Genomic DNA, 21,023 nt, shown 5'->3' with positions numbered 1-21,023 from the left:
TCGGAGGGAAGCGAGCCAACACCGTTGTACAGTCCTGCCTCTGTCGTTTCTCCTCATTGAGCAGCGCTTTCACTGCCGACACCAGCGATCCGGCATCTTTTGATTATTCAGGCCGACGCAGGGCATCTCCGATCGCATCCCCAAATCCATCCGCACTGGGGCGATCGGCTTCCTCTTCCTCAAACTCCTCGTCGTCGTCGTACTCTTCGTATTCTTCAGCTTCGGCTTCCGCATCCGCAGCTTCCTGAGCGCGACGACGTTCTTCTGCCAGTTCCGCGATCTTGCGGTTTTCGGCTTCATAGTCGTATTTGGCCGAGTCTTTGATGTCAATTTTCCAGCCTGTCAACCGAGCCGCGAGGCGGACGTTTTGGCCTTCTTTGCCGATCGCCAAACTCAACTGATCGTCTGGAACCAGCACATGCGCCTGTCGCTCTTCAGGATTCACCAAGCGCACTTCATCCACTCTCGCCGGACTCAGCGCATTGGCGATGTAGGTGGCCGGATCGGGCGACCAGCGAATCACGTCAATCTTTTCGCCGCGCAGTTCGTTCACCACAACTTGAATGCGCGATCCCCGTGCGCCAATGCAGGCTCCGACCGGATCAACGTCGCGCTCTAAGGTATCAACGGCGATTTTGGTGCGGGGGCCAACGGATCGCGACGGCGGATTTGCTTCACGCGCAACGGCGACAATCCGCACAATTTCGTCTTCAATTTCCGGCACTTCAGTCGCAAACAAATCCACCACCAATCCGGCATCTGCCCGCGAAACCAGCAGTTGCGGACCGCGATGTGCGCCTTCGGAAACGCGCTTGAGAAACACCTTAAACGTGGCATTGGCACGATAGTTATCGTTCGGTAGCTGGTCGCGCTTGAGCAGTTCCGCTTCCACTTCCGGCTGACCAAAACCGCTGACAACCGCCATAATCACCGACTGCCGCTCAAATCGCACGACGCGCCCTTGCAAAACCGTTCCTTCCAATTCCTGAAATTCTTCTTGAATCAGTTTGCGCTGCTGGTCGCGCAGCTTTTGCGCCAAAACCTGCTTGGTTTGAATCGCCGCCATCCGGCCAAAATCGCGCTGATCCGGCGTCACGTCCAGCACAACCGTATCGCCTAGCTGCGCTTCGTCTGCGACTTCCTGGACTTCTTGCAGCGAAATTTGATGGTCGGGATTGTCAACCGCCTCGACGATCGATTTGGTCGCCAACACGCGAAAGCCTTCATCTTCCACGTCCAGTTCGACCTCAAAATTGTTGAAATACTCTTCGTCAAAATTGGGAGCATCAGCGCGATGGGTGCGGCGATAGCGTTCATATCCTTTCAGCAAAGCTTCGCGCAATGCCGACTGAACCGCGTGTTTCGGCAAATTGCGCTCACGGCTAATGCTGTCGATCATGTCTTGCAAACCGGGTAGGCTGACGAGCGACATGGGGGGAACCTCCGTAGATATTCGGTTTGGGGTGTGAGGGTAGAAAACGAGCGTTGCAGCGAACCTATTGGCGATCGTCCAATTGAACGGAAGCAATCACGTTGCGGGGAATCGCGATCGATCGACCTTTGAGACTGAGATACACGGCTTTGTCATCACGGCGAATCAAATTGCCCGATCGCTTTTTTTGCCCGTCGTGCGGTTCCGTCGTCGTCACGGTGACGGGAAACCCTTTGAACGAAATGAATTCGCGATCGGTCGTCAACGTCCGCGAAATGCCCGGACTGGAAATTTCCAGCACGTAAGCATCCGGAATGAAATCCGCTTCGTCCAAGGCAACCTCTAGCGCCTGACTCATGCGTTCGCAGTCTTCCAATCCCGTATCTTGCGTGTGATTGCGAATGTCAACCCGCAAAACCGGAGGATTTTGGTTGGTGTGAAACACGGCTCCGACCACTTCTAGGCCAAGCGAATCGGCAACGGGAGCGGCCAGATCAAGAATCTGGGGGATCAGGGGATGAGACATAAGCAATCTTCCCAACAGTGAAGCGCCGCATCTGAGGAAACACAGACAATAAAAAAAGCGGGCGATCGACCCACTTCCACAGAAAAGATGCGGCAGTCGCAAGAAGCAGTCGTCCTTGCGGTTTCCAGTGTAGCGCGGGTTTGGGCGATCGTGGGGCGGCGATCGGGAATTCAATCCCAAGTTGTGATCTGGGAAGAAGTGTTGTTTTGAAATGATTGATAGAGTGGCAATAACATTTCATCTTTTCAGTCGATGAGTCGTTCTAAATCAGATTCGCCCTTGCGAATTTACCGCCCGCTTCCCTTGTTTGCCGATCGCAAGCAGATTGAAGAAGTATTGCGTCACGGCTCAATTCAAGAACTTCTCATCCTGCCATTGGCATTGGGTGAGCATTGCCCAAATTGGAAATACGCGCAGGGTGTATGTTTAGGTCTAGCTGAACACTCCGATCCTGCGGTTCGTGCCAACGCCTGTTTAGGACTTGCATACATTGCACGCACAAAGCAACGCTTAGAAAAACACCTGGTTAAGCCAATTCTGCTTCGTGAACTTCGCGATCAAATTGAATTTCGTTGGCGCATTGAAGATGCAATTAAAGATATAAATCATTATTTGAAATGGAATTTAGCAAACAAGCATGAAGACAAGTAAGACTGGAGGAAATTGATGCACCTGGAAGACTATTTTGACTTTTTTGCAGAAAACGATATTCGACTCAAAGGACCCAGAGTGGGGATTGAAACGATTCTGCATGATTTTTTGTATTGGAAGCGATCGCCCGAAGAAATTGCTCAGTCTTACTCCACACTGACATTGGAGCAAGTCTACGCTACAATCCTCTACTACCTGCACAATCAGGAAGTGATGACTCAATACCTAAATGAGTGGCAAGAAAATAATCGAAAGAGACGAGAAGTACAACGGCTAAATCCTTCACCTGCTGCCTTACGATTGCGCCAGTTTAAAGCAGAGCAAGCGGCAATGAAGTCGGAGCATGATGAAGTTTCTGCTGGATGAAAATGTCGATCGAGCCTACAAAATTCAACTGCTTCAACAAGTTTCTCAGCTAGAAGACATGATCATTGGTGAGGCAGGTGCACCACCCAAAGGAACCCTTGATCCAAAAGTTTTAGAGTGGTGCGAGCAGAACGATTTTGTACTCGTTACTAATAACCGAAGCAGTATGCCTGTTCATTTGGCTGAGCATTTAGCTTCCGATCGCCATATACCCGGAATCCTCATTCTGAATGCGAATCTCAGCATTGGCAGAAATCTTGAGGAATTAATTCTCATTGCCCTGGCAGCATTCGATCAGGAGTTTCAAGACCGAATCGAACATTTGCCCTTGCCATAGTTGCTGATGCATTCAAAGTAGCGCGATCGAATTGGACATCGCCAAGCCGCCAGATAAGTGTGCTTTGTGGATTGGGCAGCCGCAACCGAGCTTGAATTTCAATCGATCGCATTGGCTATCGCGGCTTGAAGTTGCGATCGAGTCCCAATCCCCGATCGATGCAGTTCGGTGATTACAACCAAAATTTTTGAGAATAACTAGCAAAAGGACTTGAATTTCAAACTCATACTGACTACATTTAGATTATTGAAGTCATTCCGAGTTTGACAAATATGGCTCAGACATTAGCCCCGCTTCCTTACGACTACGCTGCTCTCGAACCGTACATTGACGCCCAGACGATGCAGCTTCACCACGACAAACACCACGCTGCCTACGTCAACAACCTCAATGCCGCTCTTGAGAAGTATTCTGAACTGCAAGGCCGCAGCGCTGAAGATTTGATCCGCGATTTCAACCAAATTCCCGAAGATGTGCGCGGAGCCGTTCGCAATAACGGCGGTGGTCACGTCAACCACACGATGTTCTGGCAAATCATGGCTCCGAATGCAGGCGGTGAACCGACTGGCGCGATCGCCCAAGTGATTTCCGAAACCTTTGGCGACTTCAACAACTTCAAGCAGCGCTTCAACGACGCTGGCCTGAAGCAGTTTGGCAGCGGTTGGGCTTGGCTCGTGCTTGATCAAGACGGCAAGTTCCAAGTGACGGCAACGCCGAATCAAGACAGCCCGATCACCGCAGGCCAAAAGCCGATCATGGGCAACGACGTTTGGGAACATGCCTACTATTTGAAGTACCAAAATCGCCGCGCTGACTACCTGAATGCTTGGTGGAACGTGGTGAACTGGGAAGAAGTCAACCGCCGACTAGAGCAAGCCCGCGCAGCGTAATCGATCGCGCAAAAAGCAGTTCAACGCTAACCTAACCTAGGCAATTTCAGCCCAGCCAGTTGTTCGATACTGGTTGGGTTTTGTATTATAAATTCAAGAAAAGTCGTTATGGGAATTCAACTGAAATCGATCGTGCCTTGGGGACGCAATGCCGAGGAATATCAGCGGATGTTTGATTTGCATTTGGTAGATCGATCGAGCAAAATTCTCGACTGTGGCGGCGGCCCTGCTAGCTTTAATGCTGAAATGACTGAGCAAGGCTATTCGATCGTTTCTTGCGATCCGCTCTATCAGTTTTCAGCCGCAGAAATTGAGCAGCGAGTTGAAGCAACTTGGCGATCGCTGCTGACAAAAATCGAAGCCAATCGATCGAGCTATGTTTGGGACGATCGGATCGCTTCACCACAACAACTCGGACAGGTACGGCTGGCTGCAATGCGAAGATTTATTCAAGATCTGTCGATCGGGCTATCTGAGAATCGCTATGTTGTTGCCGAACTACCAAATTTGCCGTTTGCTGATGATCGATTTGATCTCGCTTTGTGTAGTCACTTGCTGTTGACCTATTCGGACTTGCTGCCGATCGAATTTCATCTCCAGTCGATCGAAGAATTGCTGCGTATTGCCAAACAGGTGCGAATTTTTCCGATTTTGAATGCGTCTGGAGCGCGATCGATTCACCTTGAAACCGTTCTCAATTCTTTTCGCGCCAAGCTGCAAATTGTTCCCTATGAATTTCAAATTGGCGGAAATCAAATGCTGGTGATCGATCGCTAATTCCTAGGAATGAACTGGTTTTTGTAGTCTGGATAAACCGCCAAAATACAGCAGCCAAAGCACAACGATCGCCCAGTGAATCACGACGATTACGAATAGCGATCCCGTCAGGCGATAAGCGATCGTGCAAACGATCCCCAGCAGTCCAGCCAGTGCTAAAAATGTCGGATTGCTAAACGTGGATGCACCTGCGCGGTACAGCGTTTTGGCGTTGAGCGGATGGTAGAGGACAAACACGATCAAGCTGGCAATTCCCCACAGCCACCAGTTCGCTTCTTGAATAATTGTGCTGGGGTGCGGCAGGAAAAGGACGCGAAACAGCAATTCTTCAAACAAAGCGGGAGTGAACAGAACGCGCAGGCTCAGCAGGCCAATTTCGATCGAATTCAGATCCGCAGATTCGAGGCGCAACAGGCGATGGCGGAGACCGATCGGGATGGCGATCGCCGCATAAATTCCCAGACTTGCCGCGACGATCGAGATGTCGCGCCAGTTGGGAAGCGAGAGCGATGCGAGAAGGCGATTGAGCAGCGTCGTGGCAGGTGAGATTTGCGTGTTGGGGATCGTAATTTCACCGAGCAGAGCAGTGGGAGCCAGCGGTGCAATGCTGCCGTCCCAACCGCCGACCTGATTCGTCCGAAAAATCCACAGGGCAGCATTACGGCGAAGAAACTGGATCGCGAGTTCGTCTTGTGCCTGTCGGGGCGTCAGCGTCCGCCAGGTCGTCAAGCCTGCCCAAATGCTGGGATCGCGGAACGGCTGGTCTTCCACGCCTGCGATCGCCGCCTGTTCTCTGGCACTGTCCCAATCAGCGCGGACAATGCCCAGCGGTTGCAGGTCGGCCTCGATCGCTTTGCCAAAGGCCACGAGTTTTTCAAACCGCTGCGTCTGCTCGTCGTCAGGATGCGCGGCTAGCCAAGCTTGAATGCGGGGATCGCTGGCCTGCTGCTTGAGACGAGCGATCGCCACAAACAACGCCTGACTCGAATCTTGAATGCACGAGGTCGCGGGCGTGACGGTGGCGCTGCCTGTGCCGTCTCCGACGCGATAGCGAGCCATCATGATTCGCAGTTGCAGCAAAAATTCAGACAGGGGCGAAAAGCGGACGCCATCAAAGTCGTAATCTTCCAAAACCGGATCAAAGCGAATCAAAATATCGGCAACGGGGCGCGTGCCGAGCCAGCCGCGATCGAGGTTGCCCATGTAGTTTTGCCACAAAGTTGAACCCGAAACGATGCCGTTGGGATTGTGGGCGTAAACCTGCTCATATTCAATTCTCCAGCGCAACTGGTTTGAGAGCGGGTCGCGATCGATTCGCCCCGATCCAAACGCAAAATGTCCGGTAATCGTGTTTGGGACGCCCAGCGGCTCGGCCTTTTCGCCGCCAATGCCGCCAAAGACGTGCAAGACCAAAGCGCGATCGCCTTCCTGCCAGCGCGATCGGGCTTCGTCCTCGCTCGTTGCCGTCGGGTCGAGCAGCGTCGTTTGCACCGTGCCCTTCGTCAAATCTGCCCAGAGCGAATTGCGGGCATAGCTGAGGCTGGCGTCGCCGATGATCACGCGATCGGGATCAAGCTGAACGAGCGATCGCGGCTCGATCGATTCGACGACAAACAGACCCGATTGATCTTTCGCGCCAAAAATGTACCAGCCCGCTTGTCCCGCTGGAGATTTTGTGATGTCGCGATTGGTCGAGGGAAAAATGCCGTTGTGATCCGCAGGTAACTGGGGAAGCTTGATCGTTTCGATCGCCCCGTCAAACGCACCGGAACTGGCACGAAAATGCTGGACGCGAAAAAATTGGCTGGGGCAAGGCGGATCGCCCGGACAGGCAGCAGGCAGCGGCTTTCGATCGACAGGCTCCAGCAGCTTCACCAGTCCATAAAACTGACCTGTCACCTGAATCGGGTCGCGATCGAGCCTGAGGATCACGTTGCCCGATTCCGCTTCGACCTGCGGGCGATCGAGCATCACCGTCACCGAGTCTTCTGGCCTCGCTCCGGCCAGCGATTGCAGTGCGCCGACTTGGTTGCGTCCGTTTAGCCGATCGGGATGAACGTTGCCGCGCTTTTGGCTGTCGATCGTCGCCGTTGTGAACCGGACATTCCGCGTCACCGCTTCGAGATAGGCTTGCGTGTCGGGCTGCGAATTCCAGGTGAGGCGGACGGTTTGGCCGTTCAGGTCGGCAATGGGCGCGTGTTGCACTTCCAGCCACACCCAATCGCCCGGAAAACTCGCTTGTTGGCTAGAGGTGGGCAAAATCAAGCGGCCAATCCACTGCGCGATCGGCTGATAGTCGGCACTGTAGACCGGAGTGGCGATCGACCCTCGACTCAGCCCCAAGGCGAGAGCCAACATCAGCCCGATCAGCCAATTAATTTTTCGCCAACGAGCCATCTTGCGCCTCGATCGATGCCATTTTTTCTAATTTGCTTATTTCGATTAAAAACCAGATCGATCGCTTCACAGTGGAACGCTCTGGGTTTTCTTCATTTGGATCAAATCCTGTCTACCGATGCAGCAGGCAATTTTCCAGATGATTCATTGAAAGAATGTTTGCCAATTTTCCGAGCCAAATTCTTCCTGAAATTCTTCGATTACCCAGGCGATCGACTTGCCATATTGCTTCGCAACGCGCACCAAATAATCGCGATAGGCTATTTTTTCCGCGTCAGTCGGATTGTCGCCAAAAATTGCACCAAAGTTCCAGCCTGCTTCGGGAAAGCTGCCAAATTCTTTGAAAAAAGCGCTTTTTGTCCAGTTGGGTGCAGCACCTTCGCGATAAGTTTTTTGGCGTTGAGTACGGTAGAAATCGTACATTTTGCGGCGTTCAATTTGCCGCAACAGTTCTTCGCTGTAGACTTCCACCAGTTCTCCGCTGTGGACAGGCGCGATCGTTTCCCAGGCATAGCCGCAGCTTGGACAGGTCATCACAAAGCCCCAGACGAGGCGATCGCACTGTGGACATTGCTTTTTGGCGGGGGGCGGCGCGTCTCCGGGTTCGCGGCTGGTCGGCAAATTGTAAAACTGGATGTCTTCGGGAAAGCCGAGCCTGAGCAAATTGTTTGCCTGATCGAGAATGATGCCGCATGTTTTTCCGGTCTGGGGCGAAATCCTGAGTAGTCTGCCGACCTGCTGATAGTGCAGCGCTTTCGACTGCGTAGGCCGCAACAGCAAGCCAACCTCGACGCTCGGTTCATCAAAGCCGATGCTGATCACGTTGCAGGAAGTCAGCACCAGCAGTTTTCCTGTTCCCAAATCGCGATATTTGCGCTGTCGTTCCTTAATTGGTGTGCTGCCGTCCACCACGTCTGAGGGAACGCCTGCTTCGCGAAAGGCGGCGGCGACATGGCGGGCATGTTCGACATCGACACAAAAGGCGATCGTCCGCTTTCCCGGTGTCAACCGCTGCCATTCTTCGACAATTCGCTGCACAAGTTCCGGGCGATCGCAAGCGTTCTTCAGGTCGCGATCGTCAAAATCTCCGGCCACCGTCCGCACGTCATCCAGCTTGATTTGCGAATCCTTGGGCACGCCGTAATACTGCATCGGCGCAAGATAGCCCATCCGCTGAAGCTCAGCAGGAATTGGAGAGGCGACAAAGGTTTCCATGTGATCGCCCAATTGCTCGCGTCCCAGTCGATACGGCGTCGCAGTCATTGCCAGATGCACGGCTTTGGAATGCGTTTCGTAGATGATTTCCTGCCCGATTTGGCTGAAAACGGTGGTGTGGCCTTCGTCAAAAAAGACGACGTTGGCAGGCCAGTCGCGCCACCACGATCGCTTTTCCATCGTTTGAATGCTGGCGATTTGAATCGGCGCGTCCGGGTCTTCTTTCCAGCCGGATTTGATGAAGCCGCAGCGCAAGCCAAACGCTTCCATCTTTTGATGCGTCTGTCCGACGAGGACATCCAAATGCACCAAAAACATTAGCCGCAAGCCACGCGCCGCAGTATCCGCGCAGATTTTGCCGCCGATCACGGTTTTGCCCGCTCCGGTTCCGGCAATGATCGCCACGCGCCGATAGCCCTGTCCGAGCTTGACGTACAAATCTTTAATCAACTGCTGCTGATAGGGTCGCAGCGTGGGAGCTTCGATCGCGGAAGAAGGCATGGAAAACGGCGGCGCAAAGAAGTCTAATGTACTATAGCGCCGTGCAAATGGCGATCGCGCTTCAGGTTCGATCACCCAATGCCGTCGCCGCAATTTCATCCATCCGCACAGGCACGATCGGCGGCGTGACTTTGGTTAAATCCACTGAGGGGCACAAGTCGGCCAAGGCACAGCGATCGCAAGCCGGATTTCGCGCCATGCAGACGGCGCGACCGTGATAAATAATCCGAATCGACCAGTTTTCCCAGTCCGGCTGCGGGAGGAGCTTCATTAGATCGCGCTCGATGCGAACCGGATCAGCGTGTTTCGTCATGCCCAAGCGATTGCTCAGCCGTTTAACGTGCGTATCGACCGTGACGCCTGCATGAATGTCGAAAGCATGAGCCAGCACGACATTGGCTGTTTTGCGAGCGACACCGGGAAGCGTCAGGAGGTCTTCCATCCGCTTCGGCACTTCGCCGCCAAACTCCGTCATGATGCGCGAACAGGCGGCCTGAATGTTTTTGGCTTTGTTGCGGTAGAAGCCCGTCGATCGAATCAAATTTTCCAGTTCTTCCAGTTCGGCTCCAGCAAGCGCAGGTGCGTCAGGGAATCGATCGAACAAAGCAGGCGTCACCTTATTCACCCGCTCATCGGTACACTGAGCCGAAAGAATTGTGGCAACCAAAAGCTGAACAGGCGTTTCATAGTTCAGCGTACAGGGCGCTTCCGGGTAGAGGCGTTTGAGGCGCACCAAAATTTCCAGGGCACGCTGCTGGATAGCGGATTTACGAGGCACGAGGGAGCGGAGCGAAAAGACTCTTCTATTTTAGGGGTTAGGAATTAGGAGCTAGAGCGAGTTTGGAATGCTGCGATCGCTCCCTATGTCAACACTTGACACTTGATCTCCGACACCCGTTATAGGATCGAAACAGTGCTTTGAGGAACTTTGCGATCGTGGTGAATTCTGACCTGTTGCGAACGCCGCTCTATTCGATTTATCGAGAATCCGCCAGACTCGTTCCCTTTTCCGGATGGGAGATGCCCGTGCAGTTCGCGGGGATCAGTCGAGAACATCAAGCCGTCCGTCAGCAGGTTGGCATGTTCGACATTTCGCACATGGGCAAGTTTGCCTTGCAGGGAACGCGAGTGATCGATCGCCTCCAAAAGCTTGTGCCCTCCGATCTCGATCGTCTTCAGCCCGGAATGGCTCAGTACACCGTTTTCCTCAATCCTGACGGCGGCATTATTGACGATCTCATCATTTATCATCAGGGCGAAACAGCAGGTGCGGAGCGGATTTTCATCATCGCCAATGCTTCTACGATCGCCAAAAATAAAACATGGCTGCTTCAGCAGTTTGACGAACGCGAATTCACCGATCTTTCGGCTCGCAAAGTGCTAATTGCCGTGCAGGGAAGGAATTCGATCGCCACCCTCGCTCCACTGGTCGAGGCCGATTTAACTGCGATTCCCCGCTTCGGCCATCTGGAAGCAAATTTGCTCGGTTCGCCCAGCTTTTTTGCCCGGACGGGATACACAGGCGAAGATGGCTTTGAGATCATGCTTGATCCCGATGTTGGGCTTGAACTGTGGCGATCGCTCTCCACATCCGGCGTCACGCCTTGCGGACTGGGCGCACGAGACACGCTGCGGCTGGAAGCAGCAATGGCGCTCTATGGTCAAGACATTGACGAAACCACAACGCCGCTGGAAGCTGGACTAGGCTGGCTGGTGCATCTGGAGAGCAAAGGCGACTTCATCGGGCGATCGATTTTGGAGCAGCAAAAACAGCGAGGTGTTTCACGTCGTCTAGTCGGGCTGCAAATGCAGGGGCGCAACATTGCTCGGCACGATTATCCGGTTCTGCACGAAGGCAAAGCGATCGGAAAAATCACAAGCGGAACGCTTTCGCCCACTTTGAATCAGGCGATCGCGCTGGCTTACGTTCCGACGGAATTCTCGAAAGTTGGGCAGGCGATCGAAGTCGAGATTCGCGGCAAAGCGCATCCGGCGATCGTCGTGAAGAAGCCATTTTATCGAGCAGAAGCGGCGGTTTCCCCGATGTCGAAATAGCGCCATCCCGCTCCACAAGCTGTGCGATCGCCCGCATTTTGCGAAATAATTTACCTCAGCACCAAAAGGATTCAACCAATGGCTTTTGAATATCCCAGCAATTTGAAATATCTCGATACGCACGAATACGCCGGACTCGAAGGCGACATTGCCACGATCGGCATTACTGCTTTTGCCGTTGATCAGCTTGGCGACATTGTGTTTTTGGAACTGCCCGAAGTCGGCGACGGCATCGAAAAGGGCGAAACTTTTGGTACGGTTGAATCGGTTAAAGCAGTGGAGAATTTGAACGCACCTGTTTCGGGCACGATCGTCGATCGCAACGACCCGATTCTAGACGCGCCCGAACAGTTGGCCGAAGATCCTTATGGTCAAGGCTGGCTGATCAAGGTGCGTGTAAACGCGCCCGAACAGCTTGAGGAAGCAATGTCGGCTGACGAGTATCGCGAAAAAGTCGAAGGCGAATAGCGCTTTGGGAACGGTGTAGCATGGCCGCTGTGTCGATCGCCCCGTTCTTGTGTCAAGATCGAGTGTTCCTTCCGGGCGATTGATGATGCTGACTTCTACTGCTTTGGCCGATTTGCCGTTTCTGGGTGCGGATGTTGCCACTGACTACGCAACGGCTCGCGTCGTCATCTTGCCGATTCCTTACGAAGCGACGACGACCTACCGACGCGGCTGCGAAAACGGCCCTGCCGCGATTCTCGACGCCTCTCAGCAGGTCGAGTATTACGACGAAGAACTCGATCGAGAAGTGTGGCCTGTCGGCATTTACACGCACGAATCGATCGCGGACACGCGCAACGGGCGATCGGTTGCTGCTGAAGAAATGCTCGATGTGACTCAAAAAACCGTCGCCAAGCTGATTGCAGACGGCAAATTTGTGATCGGACTCGGCGGTGAACACAGCATCACAACCGGACTCGTTGCTGCCTATCGCGGAGGCGAACCGTTTACCGTTGTGCAAATTGACGCACACGGCGACCTGCGGCACGAATATGAAGGCTCGATTCACAATCACGCCTGCATCATGCGGCGCGTGGTCGATATGGAAATTCCGACGGTGCAAATCGGCATCCGCAGCATTTGCAAAGAAGAAGCGGATTTGATCAAGGAAAAAAATCTAACCGTCTTTCGCGCTCGTGAAATTGCCGCCGATCCCGGTTGGATCGATCGCGCGGTTGCCAGCATTTCCACTCGCAACGTTTTCTTTACGATCGACCTCGACGGCATCGATCCCACTTTGATGCCGGGTGTCGGCACACCAGAACCAGGCGGACTCAACTGGTATGCCCTAATGACCTTCCTGAAAAAAGTCTTCGATCGCCATCACGTGATCGGCTGCGACGTGATGGAGCTTGCCCCGATTGCCGATTCGGTCGTCTCTGAATTTACCGCTGCCAAGTTGGTTTATAAATTAATTGGATATCAAGCGATCGCGCAAAACTGGATTACGAGAGATTAGGGGTTGGGGTGAGTTTTAACAGCCATCGATCCTGCCCCACCCCATAAAAAAGGAGGGAGCCAAACCATCGCTCAAAGTTCCCCTTGTTAAGGGGGATTCAGGGGGGATCTCTGCCAGAAAATCACACAACCAGAAGGTCTTCAAACACACCCTAGCCTCCAGCTTTCGCTAACTCCCAATACCCGACACCTCCTCAATGCTATGACTGGAACTGCGATCGGCAGCTACGCTCCAGATTTTGAACTGCCCGCCACTGATGGCACCGTTCATCATTTGGCTCGCTATCTCGAAAATCATCGGGCAGTGGCCGTGATTTTTATGTGCAATCACTGTCCGTATGTGCGGATGTATCTCGATCGCCTCAAGCAGATTCAGGCGGATTTTGTCGATCAGGGCGTGACGCTGATCGGCATCAACGCCAACGACGACAAAACCTATCCCGAAGACAGCTTCGAGAAGATGAAGGTGTTTGCTCAGGAAAATGGATTGAACTTTCCGTATTTGCGGGATGTGACGCAAGACGTGGCGCAAAGCTTTGGTGCTTCTCGAACGCCAGAAGTTTATCTGCTCGATCGCCAAGGTGTTTTGCAATACAGCGGCTCGATCGATGACAGCGCTCAAGATCCGCAGGCCGTTCGCTCGTCCTATTTGCGCGATGCGATCGCCCAATTGCTCAAGGGAGAAGCGATCGCATCGCCTTCTACCAGTGCGATCGGCTGCTCAGTGAAATGGCGTCAATGAGTAAAACTACTCGTAACCATAGACAAAACAGGGATCGGTAGCTTAATTTGGAATCAATTTGAGTTCAAAAATTGTCACAAATATGGGAATGGCGTACCGACGGGTTTTACTCAAGCTGAGCGGTGAAGCCCTGATGGGCGAGTTGTCCTACGGAATTGATCCGGCGATCGTTCAAGAAATCGCCCAGGAAGTTGCGGGTTTAGTTGCGGAAGGCGTTGAAGTGGCGATCGTCGTGGGCGGTGGCAACATTTTTCGCGGCGTCAAAGGCGCAGCCGCAGGCATGGATCGGGCAACGGCTGACTACATCGGCATGATCGCGACGGTGATGAATGCAATGACGCTGCAAGACGCGCTTGAGCAAATTGAAGTGCCGACCAGAGTGTTGACGGCGATCGAAATGCAAGAAGTCGCGGAACCGTACATCCGTCGTCGCGCCATCCGCCACTTGGAAAAAGGCCGCGTCGTGATTTTTGGTGCCGGATCGGGCAATCCGTTTTTCACGACCGATACGACTGCCGCGCTCAGAGCAGCGGAAATCAACGCCGAAGTCGTCTTTAAGGCAACGAAAGTAGACGGCGTGTATGACTCTGACCCGAAGAAAAATCCAAACGCCAAGCGCTTCCAGTCACTCACCTACAGCTATGTTTTGGCGCAAGACCTCCGCGTGATGGATGGCACGGCGATCGCGCTGTGCAAAGATAACAATATCCCCATCATTGTGTTTGATCTGTCGGTTAAGGGCAACATTCGCCGCGCCGTGATGGGAGAATCGATTGGAACGATTGTTGGAGGATCTTGTGAAATTACCTGACGTTGAAGACCACATGCAAAAGGCAGTTGAAGCCACGCAGCGATCGTTCAACACGATTCGGACAGGCCGCGCCAATGCCTCAATTCTCGATCGAATTACGGTCGAATATTACGGCACACCAACGCCGCTCAAATCGCTCGCCAGCATCAGCACACCCGACGCCAGCACGATCACGATTCAGCCGTTCGATCGCAACACGCTCAACCAAATCGAAAAGGCGATTTCGCTTTCGGATGTCGGCCTGACGCCCAACAACGACGGCTCGATTATTCGCCTGAACATTCCGCCTTTGACTGCCGATCGCCGCAAAGAATTTGTTAAGCTCGCCGCCAAATTTGCCGAAGAAGGCAAAGTCTCAATTCGCAATATTCGTCGCGATGCGGTCGATGCGGTTCGCAAGCAGGAAAAAGGCGGTGAACTGCCAGAAGATCAAGCCCGCGATCTGCAAGACAAAATTCAAAAGCTGACGGACAAATACAGCAGCAAAATTGAACAGCTTCTCGCTGAAAAAGAAACCGACATCAAAACGGTTTAAGCCGTCCAATGTTATCCAAATCCAAAATTAGCCTTGCGCTGTGTCGATCGCATCCATGCCGCGCAGGGCAATTTTTGTGGAATCAAGATCGCGATCGCTAAAATTGCTGTAGCGCCAAGGTGAGGACGATGAGCCAAACTACTGCCAAAAAACTGCTGACCTTTGAGGAATTTCTCGCTTTCGACGACGGCACAGACATTCGCTACGAACTGGTTGATGGAGAATTAGTTGAAATGCCGCCTGAAAGTGATGCGAACAACAATATTGCAAAGCGATTGTTTGCAGAACTGCTCAAGCATTTTCCCATTCTGCTGATTGCTTACAAAGACACCGAAATTGAAGTCACTGGACGGCGATCGAGATGCCGCATCCCCGATCTGATCGTTCATACTGAAGAATCAAAGGCCGCATTGAACGGCACAACTCGCGCCACCATTACCCGCGAAATGCCGCCGCCCGCTCTGGTAATTGAAGTCGTTTCTCCCGGTGCAACCAATCGTGCCCGCGACTATCGCCACAAGCGTACCGAATATGCCGCCAGAGGCATTCAAGAATATTGGATTGTTGATCCTGAAACTCGGCAAGTGACGGTTTGTAAATGGGTGGATGGTCAGTATGAAGACACGCTATTTACAGGCGAAAGTCGAATTGAATCAGATGTGGTTCCGGCTTGGGAAAGTTCGATCGATCGCATCTTTCAGCAAGATTAACGGGCGATCAGTTCATTCTATCAACTCAGCTTCATTGCAACTTCGCGCCGTTTGAGCAAACCTTTACGCTACTGATGCTGCTATGTAAAACGAAGCGGGAATAATGAATTTAATCCCCTTCTTGTCTCAGTTGCAATGGAATCTACTCTTTGGGTTTGGCTCGCTATCAATATGCTCCTGTCATTGTTTTGTGTGGTAGCTGTGGTTGTGATGTTGCGCGATCGCGATCGCAAAAAATCGCTTCACAGCAATCTACTGAAGGCGCACATTCAGCAACTAGAGCAGTTGAGTGAGATTATGAAGCGCCTAGAGCTACTTGAAAATGGGCAAACAGTAACTAAAGACTGGCTTACATCGTTGACTGAACAAATTGATGGATTAATTGAATTTTCCAAAAAAATAGAGAAGACAGGAGCTGATCTGGGCACTGGGCTAGAAACCGCGAGGCAAATTTTAAAGATCGTGCAAAGCAAGCAAAGCACTTTAACTAAGCTACTTGACTCAACTCGGCTACTTACCTCACCCAAACAACTCCCAACTTCTCGTTAGCGCATATCGTAGCCAAACAGATTTGGATCGACTTCGCCAGCCTTAAGATCTGCAAGTCCATATTCTGCCCAGCGTCGATCGACCATCCTCGCCGTATCTGCATCCGATTCCAGCGGCGCACCCCACTCGTGATCGGTTTCGGGTGGAATTTTCGTGGTTGCGTCGATGCCCATGCGTCCGCCCAAACCGATTTTTTCGCTAGCAAAATCCAACGTGTCGAACGGCGTTTCCGGCAGAATGAACACATCGCGGACGGGATCAACCTTTGAGGTAATCGCCCAGACAACTTGACGCGGATCGCGAATGTTGATCGACTTATCCACAACGATCACAAATTTGGTGTAGGTGAACTGCGGCAACGCACTCCAAAAGGCGAGCGCAGCGCGGCGAGCTTGTCCGGGATAGGCTTTATCGATCGAAATAATCGCCGCCTTGTAGCTCAACGCCTCCATCGGCAAAAAGAAATCAACAATTTCCGAGACTTGCTGGCGCAAAATCGGCGTGTAGATGCGGTTGAGGGCGATCGCCATCATCGCTTCTTCCTTTGGTGGACGCCCGCTGAACGTCGTTAGATAGATCGGGTCGCGCCGATGCGTCATGCAGTGAAAGCGAATCAAAGGCGAATCTTCGACGCCGCCGTAATAGCCCATGTGATCTCCAAACGGCCCATCAGGAAGCACTTCACCGGGAGTAATCGTGCCTTCCAGAACAAATTCGGAATCCGCAGGCACTTCAAGATCAACGGTTTTGCACTTCGCCAAATTCACGCCCGAACCGCCATACAGTCCAGCAAACAGCCATTCGGACAGATCAACTGGAATCGGCGTGGCGGCGGCCATGATGATCAGCGGATCGACACCCAGCGCGATCGCCACCTCCAACTTTTTCCCGCGCTCAGTGGCCTTCCGCAAATGCCTCGCCCCGCCGCGCACCGACAGCCAGTGAACCGTCATCGTTTTATTCGACTGCAACTGAAGCCGATAGACGCCGACATTGGGCGTTCCCGTCTCGCAGTCTTTCGTAATCACCAATCCCAATGTGATAATCTTGCCCGCGTCACCGGGATACGGACGAATCATCGGGATCTGATTCAAGTCCAATTCGTCTTCGCGCACGACGACCTGATGGCAAGGCGGCAACAGATCGCGCTGCGGCTTCGCTTTCACCACGTCGAAGAGGACTTTGCCAAACTCGATCGCCTGCCCGATCTTTTTCGGGGGCTTCGGTTGCTGAAGCATTCCCAGCTTTTTGCCCAGCGTTTCCAGTTCTTCAGGCCGCTCCATGTTCATCGCCCAGCAGATCCGCTCGACCGTGCCCATCGTGTTGACGGCGATCGGATAGGGCGACCCTTTCACGTTTTCAAACAGCAAGGCAGGTCCGCCCTGCTGCAACATCCGATTCGAGATTTCCGCCACTTCCAGGTCGGGATCGACCAGCGCTTGAATCCGTCGCAGTTGCCCGCGCTGCTCAACCTGTCTGAGGAATCCCCGCAAATCTCTCGCCATCGTAAATCTATGTAAAGCGTCTTCTCTCATTATGACGGCAGATTGAGGCTGAACGCTTCACGCAGAAAAACTTGGTATATTTCTGGTCAATCCTATGCTAGTATACGCAGAATTCCTGTGCGGCAGGGTCTCAAGCTAGCCGCACAGGAATCAGGCAATTTGTTTTTTGTAAGGAGATTACTCACCGTGAGTCAATCAGTTTTTGATGCTCGATCGATGACTTTAACCCTGACCCTACGTTTGTTGATTGACTGTCAATCATTATGTTGGCCGATCAACCCAAATTTGTCAACAACTCGAAATCAAGATGAACAGAGCGAGGAAGACGAAGATGCTTGGGACGCTGTGCGGGCAGACCGAGCCGAGGAGCCATACCGATCACTCGATCGGCTATCCGAGATTGAGGAAAAGCTCAACGACCCGAAGACGCCACAGCCCGAAAAACAGCGTTTGAAAAAAGAGCGATCGACTTTGCAGTGCGAGTCGCATCCTGATTCACTCGACGGTTGTTCGATCGCAGACTGGGAGAGCGAATAGATGGCAGACGATTGAGAACTGCAAGTTTTTGAGGCGATCACCTAGCCATTGCTTTTCTGCATGGGGGCGATCGCCATTCCAAGCAAACCTAGCTGCGCGATCATTGACACTAAATGGACATTGACGACATCATTCAGGCCATCGAGACAGATCAAATCCGCATTACCGATCATGCCGTTGATGCTGCGGAAGACGACGAACTGACGCTAGATGAAATTTTCTTCTCGGTTTTTCGAGGTGAAATTATTGAAAGCTACCCGGAGGAATGTCCGCCGCGCTGCCTTGTGTTTGGTAAAACGGCTAACGCAAACCCAGTTCACAGCGTTTGGGCATACAATAGTCAGAACCAGTGGGCTGTGCTGATTACGGTGTATCGTCCCGATCCTGCCCGATGGATTAACTGGCGTATCAGAAGATTTTAGCCATGATGCCATTTCCCGAATGTCCGATCTGCGGCGGCAAAATGGTCGAGAAAGAAGTGCAGAAGTTGCTTTATGGCGGTATTCACATGGCTGTCGTCAAAGTGCAGGCTGAAGTTTGTTTAGAGTGCGGTGAGCGGCTGTATTCTCAGGAAACGGTGAGACGGTTTGAGGAAATTCGATCGAAACTCAAGCGTCAAGAAACTTCTGACTTCATTCCACTAGGACAATCTTTCCAAGTCGTCTAATTGCCTCTAGCGCAACAGCTTCAGAATTTGCCATATTGTAATAAATCTTTAGATTTTGTTCGTTCTATAGATTTCACTCTATCTTATGAAATCATCTGCGCCCTATCAGCCGCTGTTGTTGCGCCTGCTGCATGGACTGACCGGACTGTTTGCGATCGCCGCTATCCTCACCGCTTATTGGACATACGACACCTACGACGGACGCTGGGGCAAAATTCCTCTACCACATTTTCCTGAAATTGAAGGCATTCACGGCACGTTTGGACTCTACACGCTGCTGGTTTTTCCGCTGTTTGTGCTGTATTCGTTTCAGCGTGGACAGCAGCGCTTAGTTCAGCCAGATTCGATCGCCAAGCTGGGCAAGGTGGGAACGCCGATTTGGTGGATGACGCTGCATCGAATCGGCAATACCTTTGCGATCGTTGCCCTCGCGTTTGCGCTGTATTCCGGCAAGATGATGAGCAGCGAGTGGCTACCGCGAGGCGAACTGAATCACGCTTGGTATTACGCGCATTTGATTTCCTGGGTGATCCTGCTGGGATCGATCGCCCTGCATCTGCTGATGAGCGTCAAGGTGGGCGGCGTTCCGCTGTTGCTGTCGATTGTGGATTGGAAATGGCGCGATCGCGACAGTCCGAAGTTTTGGCCGCAGCAGGTGAAGCAGTGGCGTCAGCAAATGAGTTGGCGGGCGATCGCTCAATGGCTGCGCCCCACTTCAGGGTTAAAACTGCTGGAAATTTCAGTAATTCTCAGCATCATCGCCGCCTGGGTGATTTCGGCTTTCAAGTAGACCATTCAGTAAACGGATGTCTTGCCAGATTGGAATTGTAGTAGCGCGGGTCGGTGGAGACTTCCTCGCCGATCCAGTCGGGCAGATCGATCGCTTGATTGGCGTCTCTCAGTTCCACTTCCGCGATGATCAAGCCTTGGTTTGCGCCGAAAAATTCATCAACTTCCCACACGACGCCATCCAGGGGAATTTTGGTGCGCGTTTTTTCAATCAGTGGCGGATCGCACAGTCGATCGAGCAAGGCTTCTGCATCCGTGAGTGGAATTTCGTATTCGTATTCGGCGCGAGCGATGCCCTCGGTTGATCCTTTGATCGTGATGAACCCCTGCCCGGAGGAGGCGAAGCCACCGCCTGCCACGCGGATTCGCACCGATCGCCGTTCGTCTGCGGTCAAATAGCCTTGCCGATAGCGGACGGGCGTACCGAGCGATCGCCACTCGTCGCCGGAAACCAAAAACTTGCGCTCGATTTCAGTGCCCATAGTGGAGATGGAGAAACGCTTCAACTTCCACTGCGGTTGGCTGAGCGGCGATCGCTCCGGGTCGAAGGGTCGTCAACGCTCCGACTGCGCTGGCATAGGCGACGACTTTTTCCGCGACCGATCGATCGCGCATCGCCTGCAAGCCCTGCTGACAAAGCTGATGCACCACGCCTGCCACAAAGCTATCGCCCGCGCCCGTCGTATCTTCGACTTCGACCTTGAAGGCGGGCAGTTTGCCTTCATTGCCGCCCAAGGCATAAGCACAGCCGCGATCGCCATCCGTCACCAAAACGCCTTCCACACTACCCAGACGATGTGCGATCACGCCCGGATCTTGCGTGTCAAACAGCCATTCGGCTTCTTCCGCTGAAAGCTTAAGGAAATCCACGCGCTTGACGAATTCTTGAATCGTGCGGCGGGCGGCTTCTTCATCCGACCAGAAGACAGGTCGCCAGTTGACATCCACAAACAGCTTAACGAGATGCTGATCGGCCAGTTCGATCGCCCGCTCGATCGCCTGCCGAGTATCGGGATAGGCAAGCTCTAGCGTTCCCAGTACGAGGTAATCGGCATTAGCAAATTGATCGACGGGCAGCACTTTCGCCTGCAAGCGCGTGTCGGCAAATTCCGCCGTGTTTCGATCGCCAAATCCGGCAAAGATGCGATCGCCTTCTGCCGTTCTGACCACGTAAATTTCTCGCGTTGGAGCGGTGGCGTGTCGCTGAATTCCGCTGGTGTCTACGCCGCTTGATTGCAGCAAATCAACCAGCTCTTTTCCAGGCGCATCTTCCCCGACGCAGCCAACAAAGCCCGCACTTGTGCCCAGCTTTACCAGCGCACAGGCAACATTAGCAGGCGCACCACCGGGATAGTGTGTCCAAGACGTGACCGCTTCGAGCGGGCATCCAGGCTGGTCAGAGATGAGATCGAACAGAATTTCACCAAAGCAAAGGACACGCGGAGTATTCACAGGCAAGTAATTTCGGGGGCGATCGCTTCCAGCCTATCAAACCCGTTTACGAAGTGCTTGAGAATTTACGGAAATTTGGCAATTGCTTCTTTAACCAAGTTCCCAAATTCCCCTG

The 21,023-nt window shown here is 52.9% G+C and carries 26 protein-coding genes; 18 read left to right on the top strand and 8 right to left on the bottom strand.

Annotated features, from left to right (window positions below; genetic code table 11):
* Positions 1 to 103: 103 nt before the first annotated feature.
* Positions 104 to 1,432, bottom strand: a complete 1,329-nt coding sequence (gene nusA / locus H6F67_RS23060) for a transcription termination factor NusA (protein WP_190768995.1) — start codon at positions 1,430 to 1,432, stop codon at positions 104 to 106.
* Between the two features lie 64 nt (positions 1,433 to 1,496).
* Positions 1,497 to 1,958, bottom strand: coding sequence for a ribosome maturation factor RimP (rimP, locus tag H6F67_RS23055; RefSeq protein WP_190768994.1), 462 nt, complete (start codon positions 1,956 to 1,958; stop codon positions 1,497 to 1,499).
* A gap of 87 nt (positions 1,959 to 2,045) precedes the next feature.
* On the opposite strand from rimP, the gene H6F67_RS28225 reads away from it, so the two are divergent.
* From H6F67_RS28225 to H6F67_RS23030, 6 genes are all read left to right on the top strand, one after another.
* Positions 2,046 to 2,168 (top strand): hypothetical protein, encoded by a 123-nt coding sequence (locus H6F67_RS28225; RefSeq protein WP_277874623.1) that lies wholly within the window; start codon positions 2,046 to 2,048, stop codon positions 2,166 to 2,168.
* Between the two features lie 42 nt (positions 2,169 to 2,210).
* Positions 2,211 to 2,609, top strand: coding sequence for a hypothetical protein (locus H6F67_RS23050; RefSeq protein WP_190768993.1), 399 nt, complete (start codon positions 2,211 to 2,213; stop codon positions 2,607 to 2,609).
* A 15-nt stretch (positions 2,610 to 2,624) separates the two neighbouring features.
* Positions 2,625 to 2,975 carry a DUF433 domain-containing protein gene (locus H6F67_RS23045; RefSeq protein ID WP_190768992.1) on the top strand — a complete coding sequence of 117 codons (351 nt, stop codon included), beginning with the start codon at positions 2,625 to 2,627 and terminating at the stop codon, positions 2,973 to 2,975.
* On the top strand, positions 2,953 to 3,312 hold the full coding sequence (locus H6F67_RS23040) for a DUF5615 family PIN-like protein (RefSeq protein WP_190768991.1): 360 nt from the start codon (positions 2,953 to 2,955) through the stop codon (positions 3,310 to 3,312). The genes H6F67_RS23045 and H6F67_RS23040 overlap by 23 nt, the downstream gene beginning before the upstream one ends.
* Positions 3,313 to 3,584: 272 nt before the next feature.
* Positions 3,585 to 4,202 (top strand): superoxide dismutase, encoded by a 618-nt coding sequence (locus H6F67_RS23035; RefSeq protein ID WP_190768990.1) that lies wholly within the window; start codon positions 3,585 to 3,587, stop codon positions 4,200 to 4,202.
* 108 nt (positions 4,203 to 4,310) lie between these two features.
* On the top strand, positions 4,311 to 4,979 hold the full coding sequence (locus H6F67_RS23030) for a class I SAM-dependent methyltransferase (RefSeq protein WP_190768989.1): 669 nt from the start codon (positions 4,311 to 4,313) through the stop codon (positions 4,977 to 4,979).
* A gap of 3 nt (positions 4,980 to 4,982) precedes the next feature.
* On the opposite strand, the gene H6F67_RS23025 is transcribed toward H6F67_RS23030, so the two are convergent.
* The 3 genes from H6F67_RS23025 to nth all read right to left on the bottom strand — a co-directional run bounded on the left by H6F67_RS23025 (position 4,983) and on the right by nth (position 9,870).
* Entirely contained in the window at positions 4,983 to 7,376 is a 2,394-nt protein-coding gene (locus H6F67_RS23025; protein WP_190768988.1) for a type II CAAX prenyl endopeptidase Rce1 family protein, read from the bottom strand.
* 144 nt (positions 7,377 to 7,520) lie between these two features.
* Positions 7,521 to 9,191, bottom strand: a complete 1,671-nt coding sequence (locus tag H6F67_RS23020; RefSeq protein WP_242020758.1) for a DEAD/DEAH box helicase — start codon at positions 9,189 to 9,191, stop codon at positions 7,521 to 7,523.
* Positions 9,154 to 9,870 carry an endonuclease III gene (gene nth, locus H6F67_RS23015; RefSeq protein ID WP_190768987.1) on the bottom strand — a complete coding sequence of 239 codons (717 nt, stop codon included), beginning with the start codon at positions 9,868 to 9,870 and terminating at the stop codon, positions 9,154 to 9,156. The genes H6F67_RS23020 and nth overlap by 38 nt, the downstream gene beginning before the upstream one ends.
* Positions 9,871 to 10,028: 158 nt before the next feature.
* Between nth and gcvT the strand changes: the two genes are divergently transcribed.
* From gcvT to H6F67_RS22975, 8 genes are all read left to right on the top strand, one after another.
* Positions 10,029 to 11,147: a glycine cleavage system aminomethyltransferase GcvT gene (gcvT, locus tag H6F67_RS23010; RefSeq protein WP_313926914.1), complete on the top strand. Its 1,119-nt coding sequence runs from the start codon at positions 10,029 to 10,031 to the stop codon at positions 11,145 to 11,147.
* A 78-nt stretch (positions 11,148 to 11,225) separates the two neighbouring features.
* Positions 11,226 to 11,615: a glycine cleavage system protein GcvH gene (gcvH, locus tag H6F67_RS23005; protein WP_190768986.1), complete on the top strand. Its 390-nt coding sequence runs from the start codon at positions 11,226 to 11,228 to the stop codon at positions 11,613 to 11,615.
* Positions 11,616 to 11,697: 82 nt separating this feature from the next.
* On the top strand, positions 11,698 to 12,612 hold the full coding sequence (gene speB / locus H6F67_RS23000; RefSeq protein WP_199304588.1) for an agmatinase: 915 nt from the start codon (positions 11,698 to 11,700) through the stop codon (positions 12,610 to 12,612).
* 201 nt (positions 12,613 to 12,813) lie between these two features.
* A complete protein-coding gene (locus tag H6F67_RS22995) occupies positions 12,814 to 13,353 on the top strand; it encodes a thioredoxin family protein (RefSeq protein WP_190768985.1) in 540 nt (179 codons plus the stop codon).
* A gap of 82 nt (positions 13,354 to 13,435) precedes the next feature.
* Positions 13,436 to 14,164, top strand: coding sequence for a UMP kinase (gene pyrH, locus H6F67_RS22990; RefSeq protein ID WP_242020771.1), 729 nt, complete (start codon positions 13,436 to 13,438; stop codon positions 14,162 to 14,164).
* Positions 14,151 to 14,699 carry a ribosome recycling factor gene (gene frr, locus H6F67_RS22985; protein ID WP_190768984.1) on the top strand — a complete coding sequence of 183 codons (549 nt, stop codon included), beginning with the start codon at positions 14,151 to 14,153 and terminating at the stop codon, positions 14,697 to 14,699. The genes pyrH and frr overlap by 14 nt, the downstream gene beginning before the upstream one ends.
* A 128-nt stretch (positions 14,700 to 14,827) precedes the next feature.
* Positions 14,828 to 15,409 carry a Uma2 family endonuclease gene (locus tag H6F67_RS22980; protein ID WP_190768983.1) on the top strand — a complete coding sequence of 194 codons (582 nt, stop codon included), beginning with the start codon at positions 14,828 to 14,830 and terminating at the stop codon, positions 15,407 to 15,409.
* Between the two features lie 135 nt (positions 15,410 to 15,544).
* Positions 15,545 to 15,958: a hypothetical protein gene (locus H6F67_RS22975; RefSeq protein WP_190768982.1), complete on the top strand. Its 414-nt coding sequence runs from the start codon at positions 15,545 to 15,547 to the stop codon at positions 15,956 to 15,958.
* Here the strand turns inward: H6F67_RS22975 and H6F67_RS22970 are convergent.
* A complete protein-coding gene (locus tag H6F67_RS22970; protein ID WP_190768981.1) occupies positions 15,955 to 17,463 on the bottom strand; it encodes a UbiD family decarboxylase in 1,509 nt (502 codons plus the stop codon). The two genes, H6F67_RS22975 and H6F67_RS22970, sit on opposite strands and share 4 nt — an antisense overlap.
* A gap of 285 nt (positions 17,464 to 17,748) precedes the next feature.
* Here H6F67_RS22970 and H6F67_RS22965 point away from each other — a divergent pair, with 285 nt between their 5' ends.
* The 4 genes from H6F67_RS22965 to H6F67_RS22950 all read left to right on the top strand — a co-directional run bounded on the left by H6F67_RS22965 (position 17,749) and on the right by H6F67_RS22950 (position 19,457).
* Positions 17,749 to 18,000: a hypothetical protein gene (locus tag H6F67_RS22965; protein WP_190768980.1), complete on the top strand. Its 252-nt coding sequence runs from the start codon at positions 17,749 to 17,751 to the stop codon at positions 17,998 to 18,000.
* A gap of 113 nt (positions 18,001 to 18,113) precedes the next feature.
* On the top strand, positions 18,114 to 18,422 hold the full coding sequence (locus H6F67_RS22960) for a DUF4258 domain-containing protein (protein WP_190768979.1): 309 nt from the start codon (positions 18,114 to 18,116) through the stop codon (positions 18,420 to 18,422).
* 2 nt (positions 18,423 to 18,424) lie between these two features.
* The gene (locus H6F67_RS22955) at positions 18,425 to 18,667 is read left to right on the top strand and encodes a YgiT-type zinc finger protein (RefSeq protein WP_190768978.1); all 243 of its coding nucleotides are present in this window, start codon (positions 18,425 to 18,427) and stop codon (positions 18,665 to 18,667) included.
* An 85-nt stretch (positions 18,668 to 18,752) separates the two neighbouring features.
* A complete protein-coding gene (locus H6F67_RS22950) occupies positions 18,753 to 19,457 on the top strand; it encodes a cytochrome b/b6 domain-containing protein (RefSeq protein WP_190768977.1) in 705 nt (234 codons plus the stop codon).
* Here the strand turns inward: H6F67_RS22950 and H6F67_RS22945 are convergent.
* Both H6F67_RS22945 and H6F67_RS22940 read right to left on the bottom strand, forming a co-directional pair.
* Positions 19,450 to 19,938 carry a CYTH domain-containing protein gene (locus H6F67_RS22945; protein WP_190768976.1) on the bottom strand — a complete coding sequence of 163 codons (489 nt, stop codon included), beginning with the start codon at positions 19,936 to 19,938 and terminating at the stop codon, positions 19,450 to 19,452. The genes H6F67_RS22950 and H6F67_RS22945 overlap by 8 nt on opposite strands.
* Positions 19,928 to 20,908 (bottom strand): PfkB family carbohydrate kinase, encoded by a 981-nt coding sequence (locus tag H6F67_RS22940; protein WP_190768975.1) that lies wholly within the window; start codon positions 20,906 to 20,908, stop codon positions 19,928 to 19,930. The genes H6F67_RS22945 and H6F67_RS22940 overlap by 11 nt, the downstream gene beginning before the upstream one ends.
* Positions 20,909 to 21,023 lie beyond the last annotated feature (115 nt).

Source organism: Microcoleus sp. FACHB-1515, from assembly GCF_014696105.1.
Taxonomy (GTDB): Bacteria; Cyanobacteriota; Cyanobacteriia; order Elainellales; family Elainellaceae; genus JAAUTJ01.
Note: the sequence above shows the minus strand (reverse complement) of the source record. Positions and strands in the feature narration are given on the sequence as shown.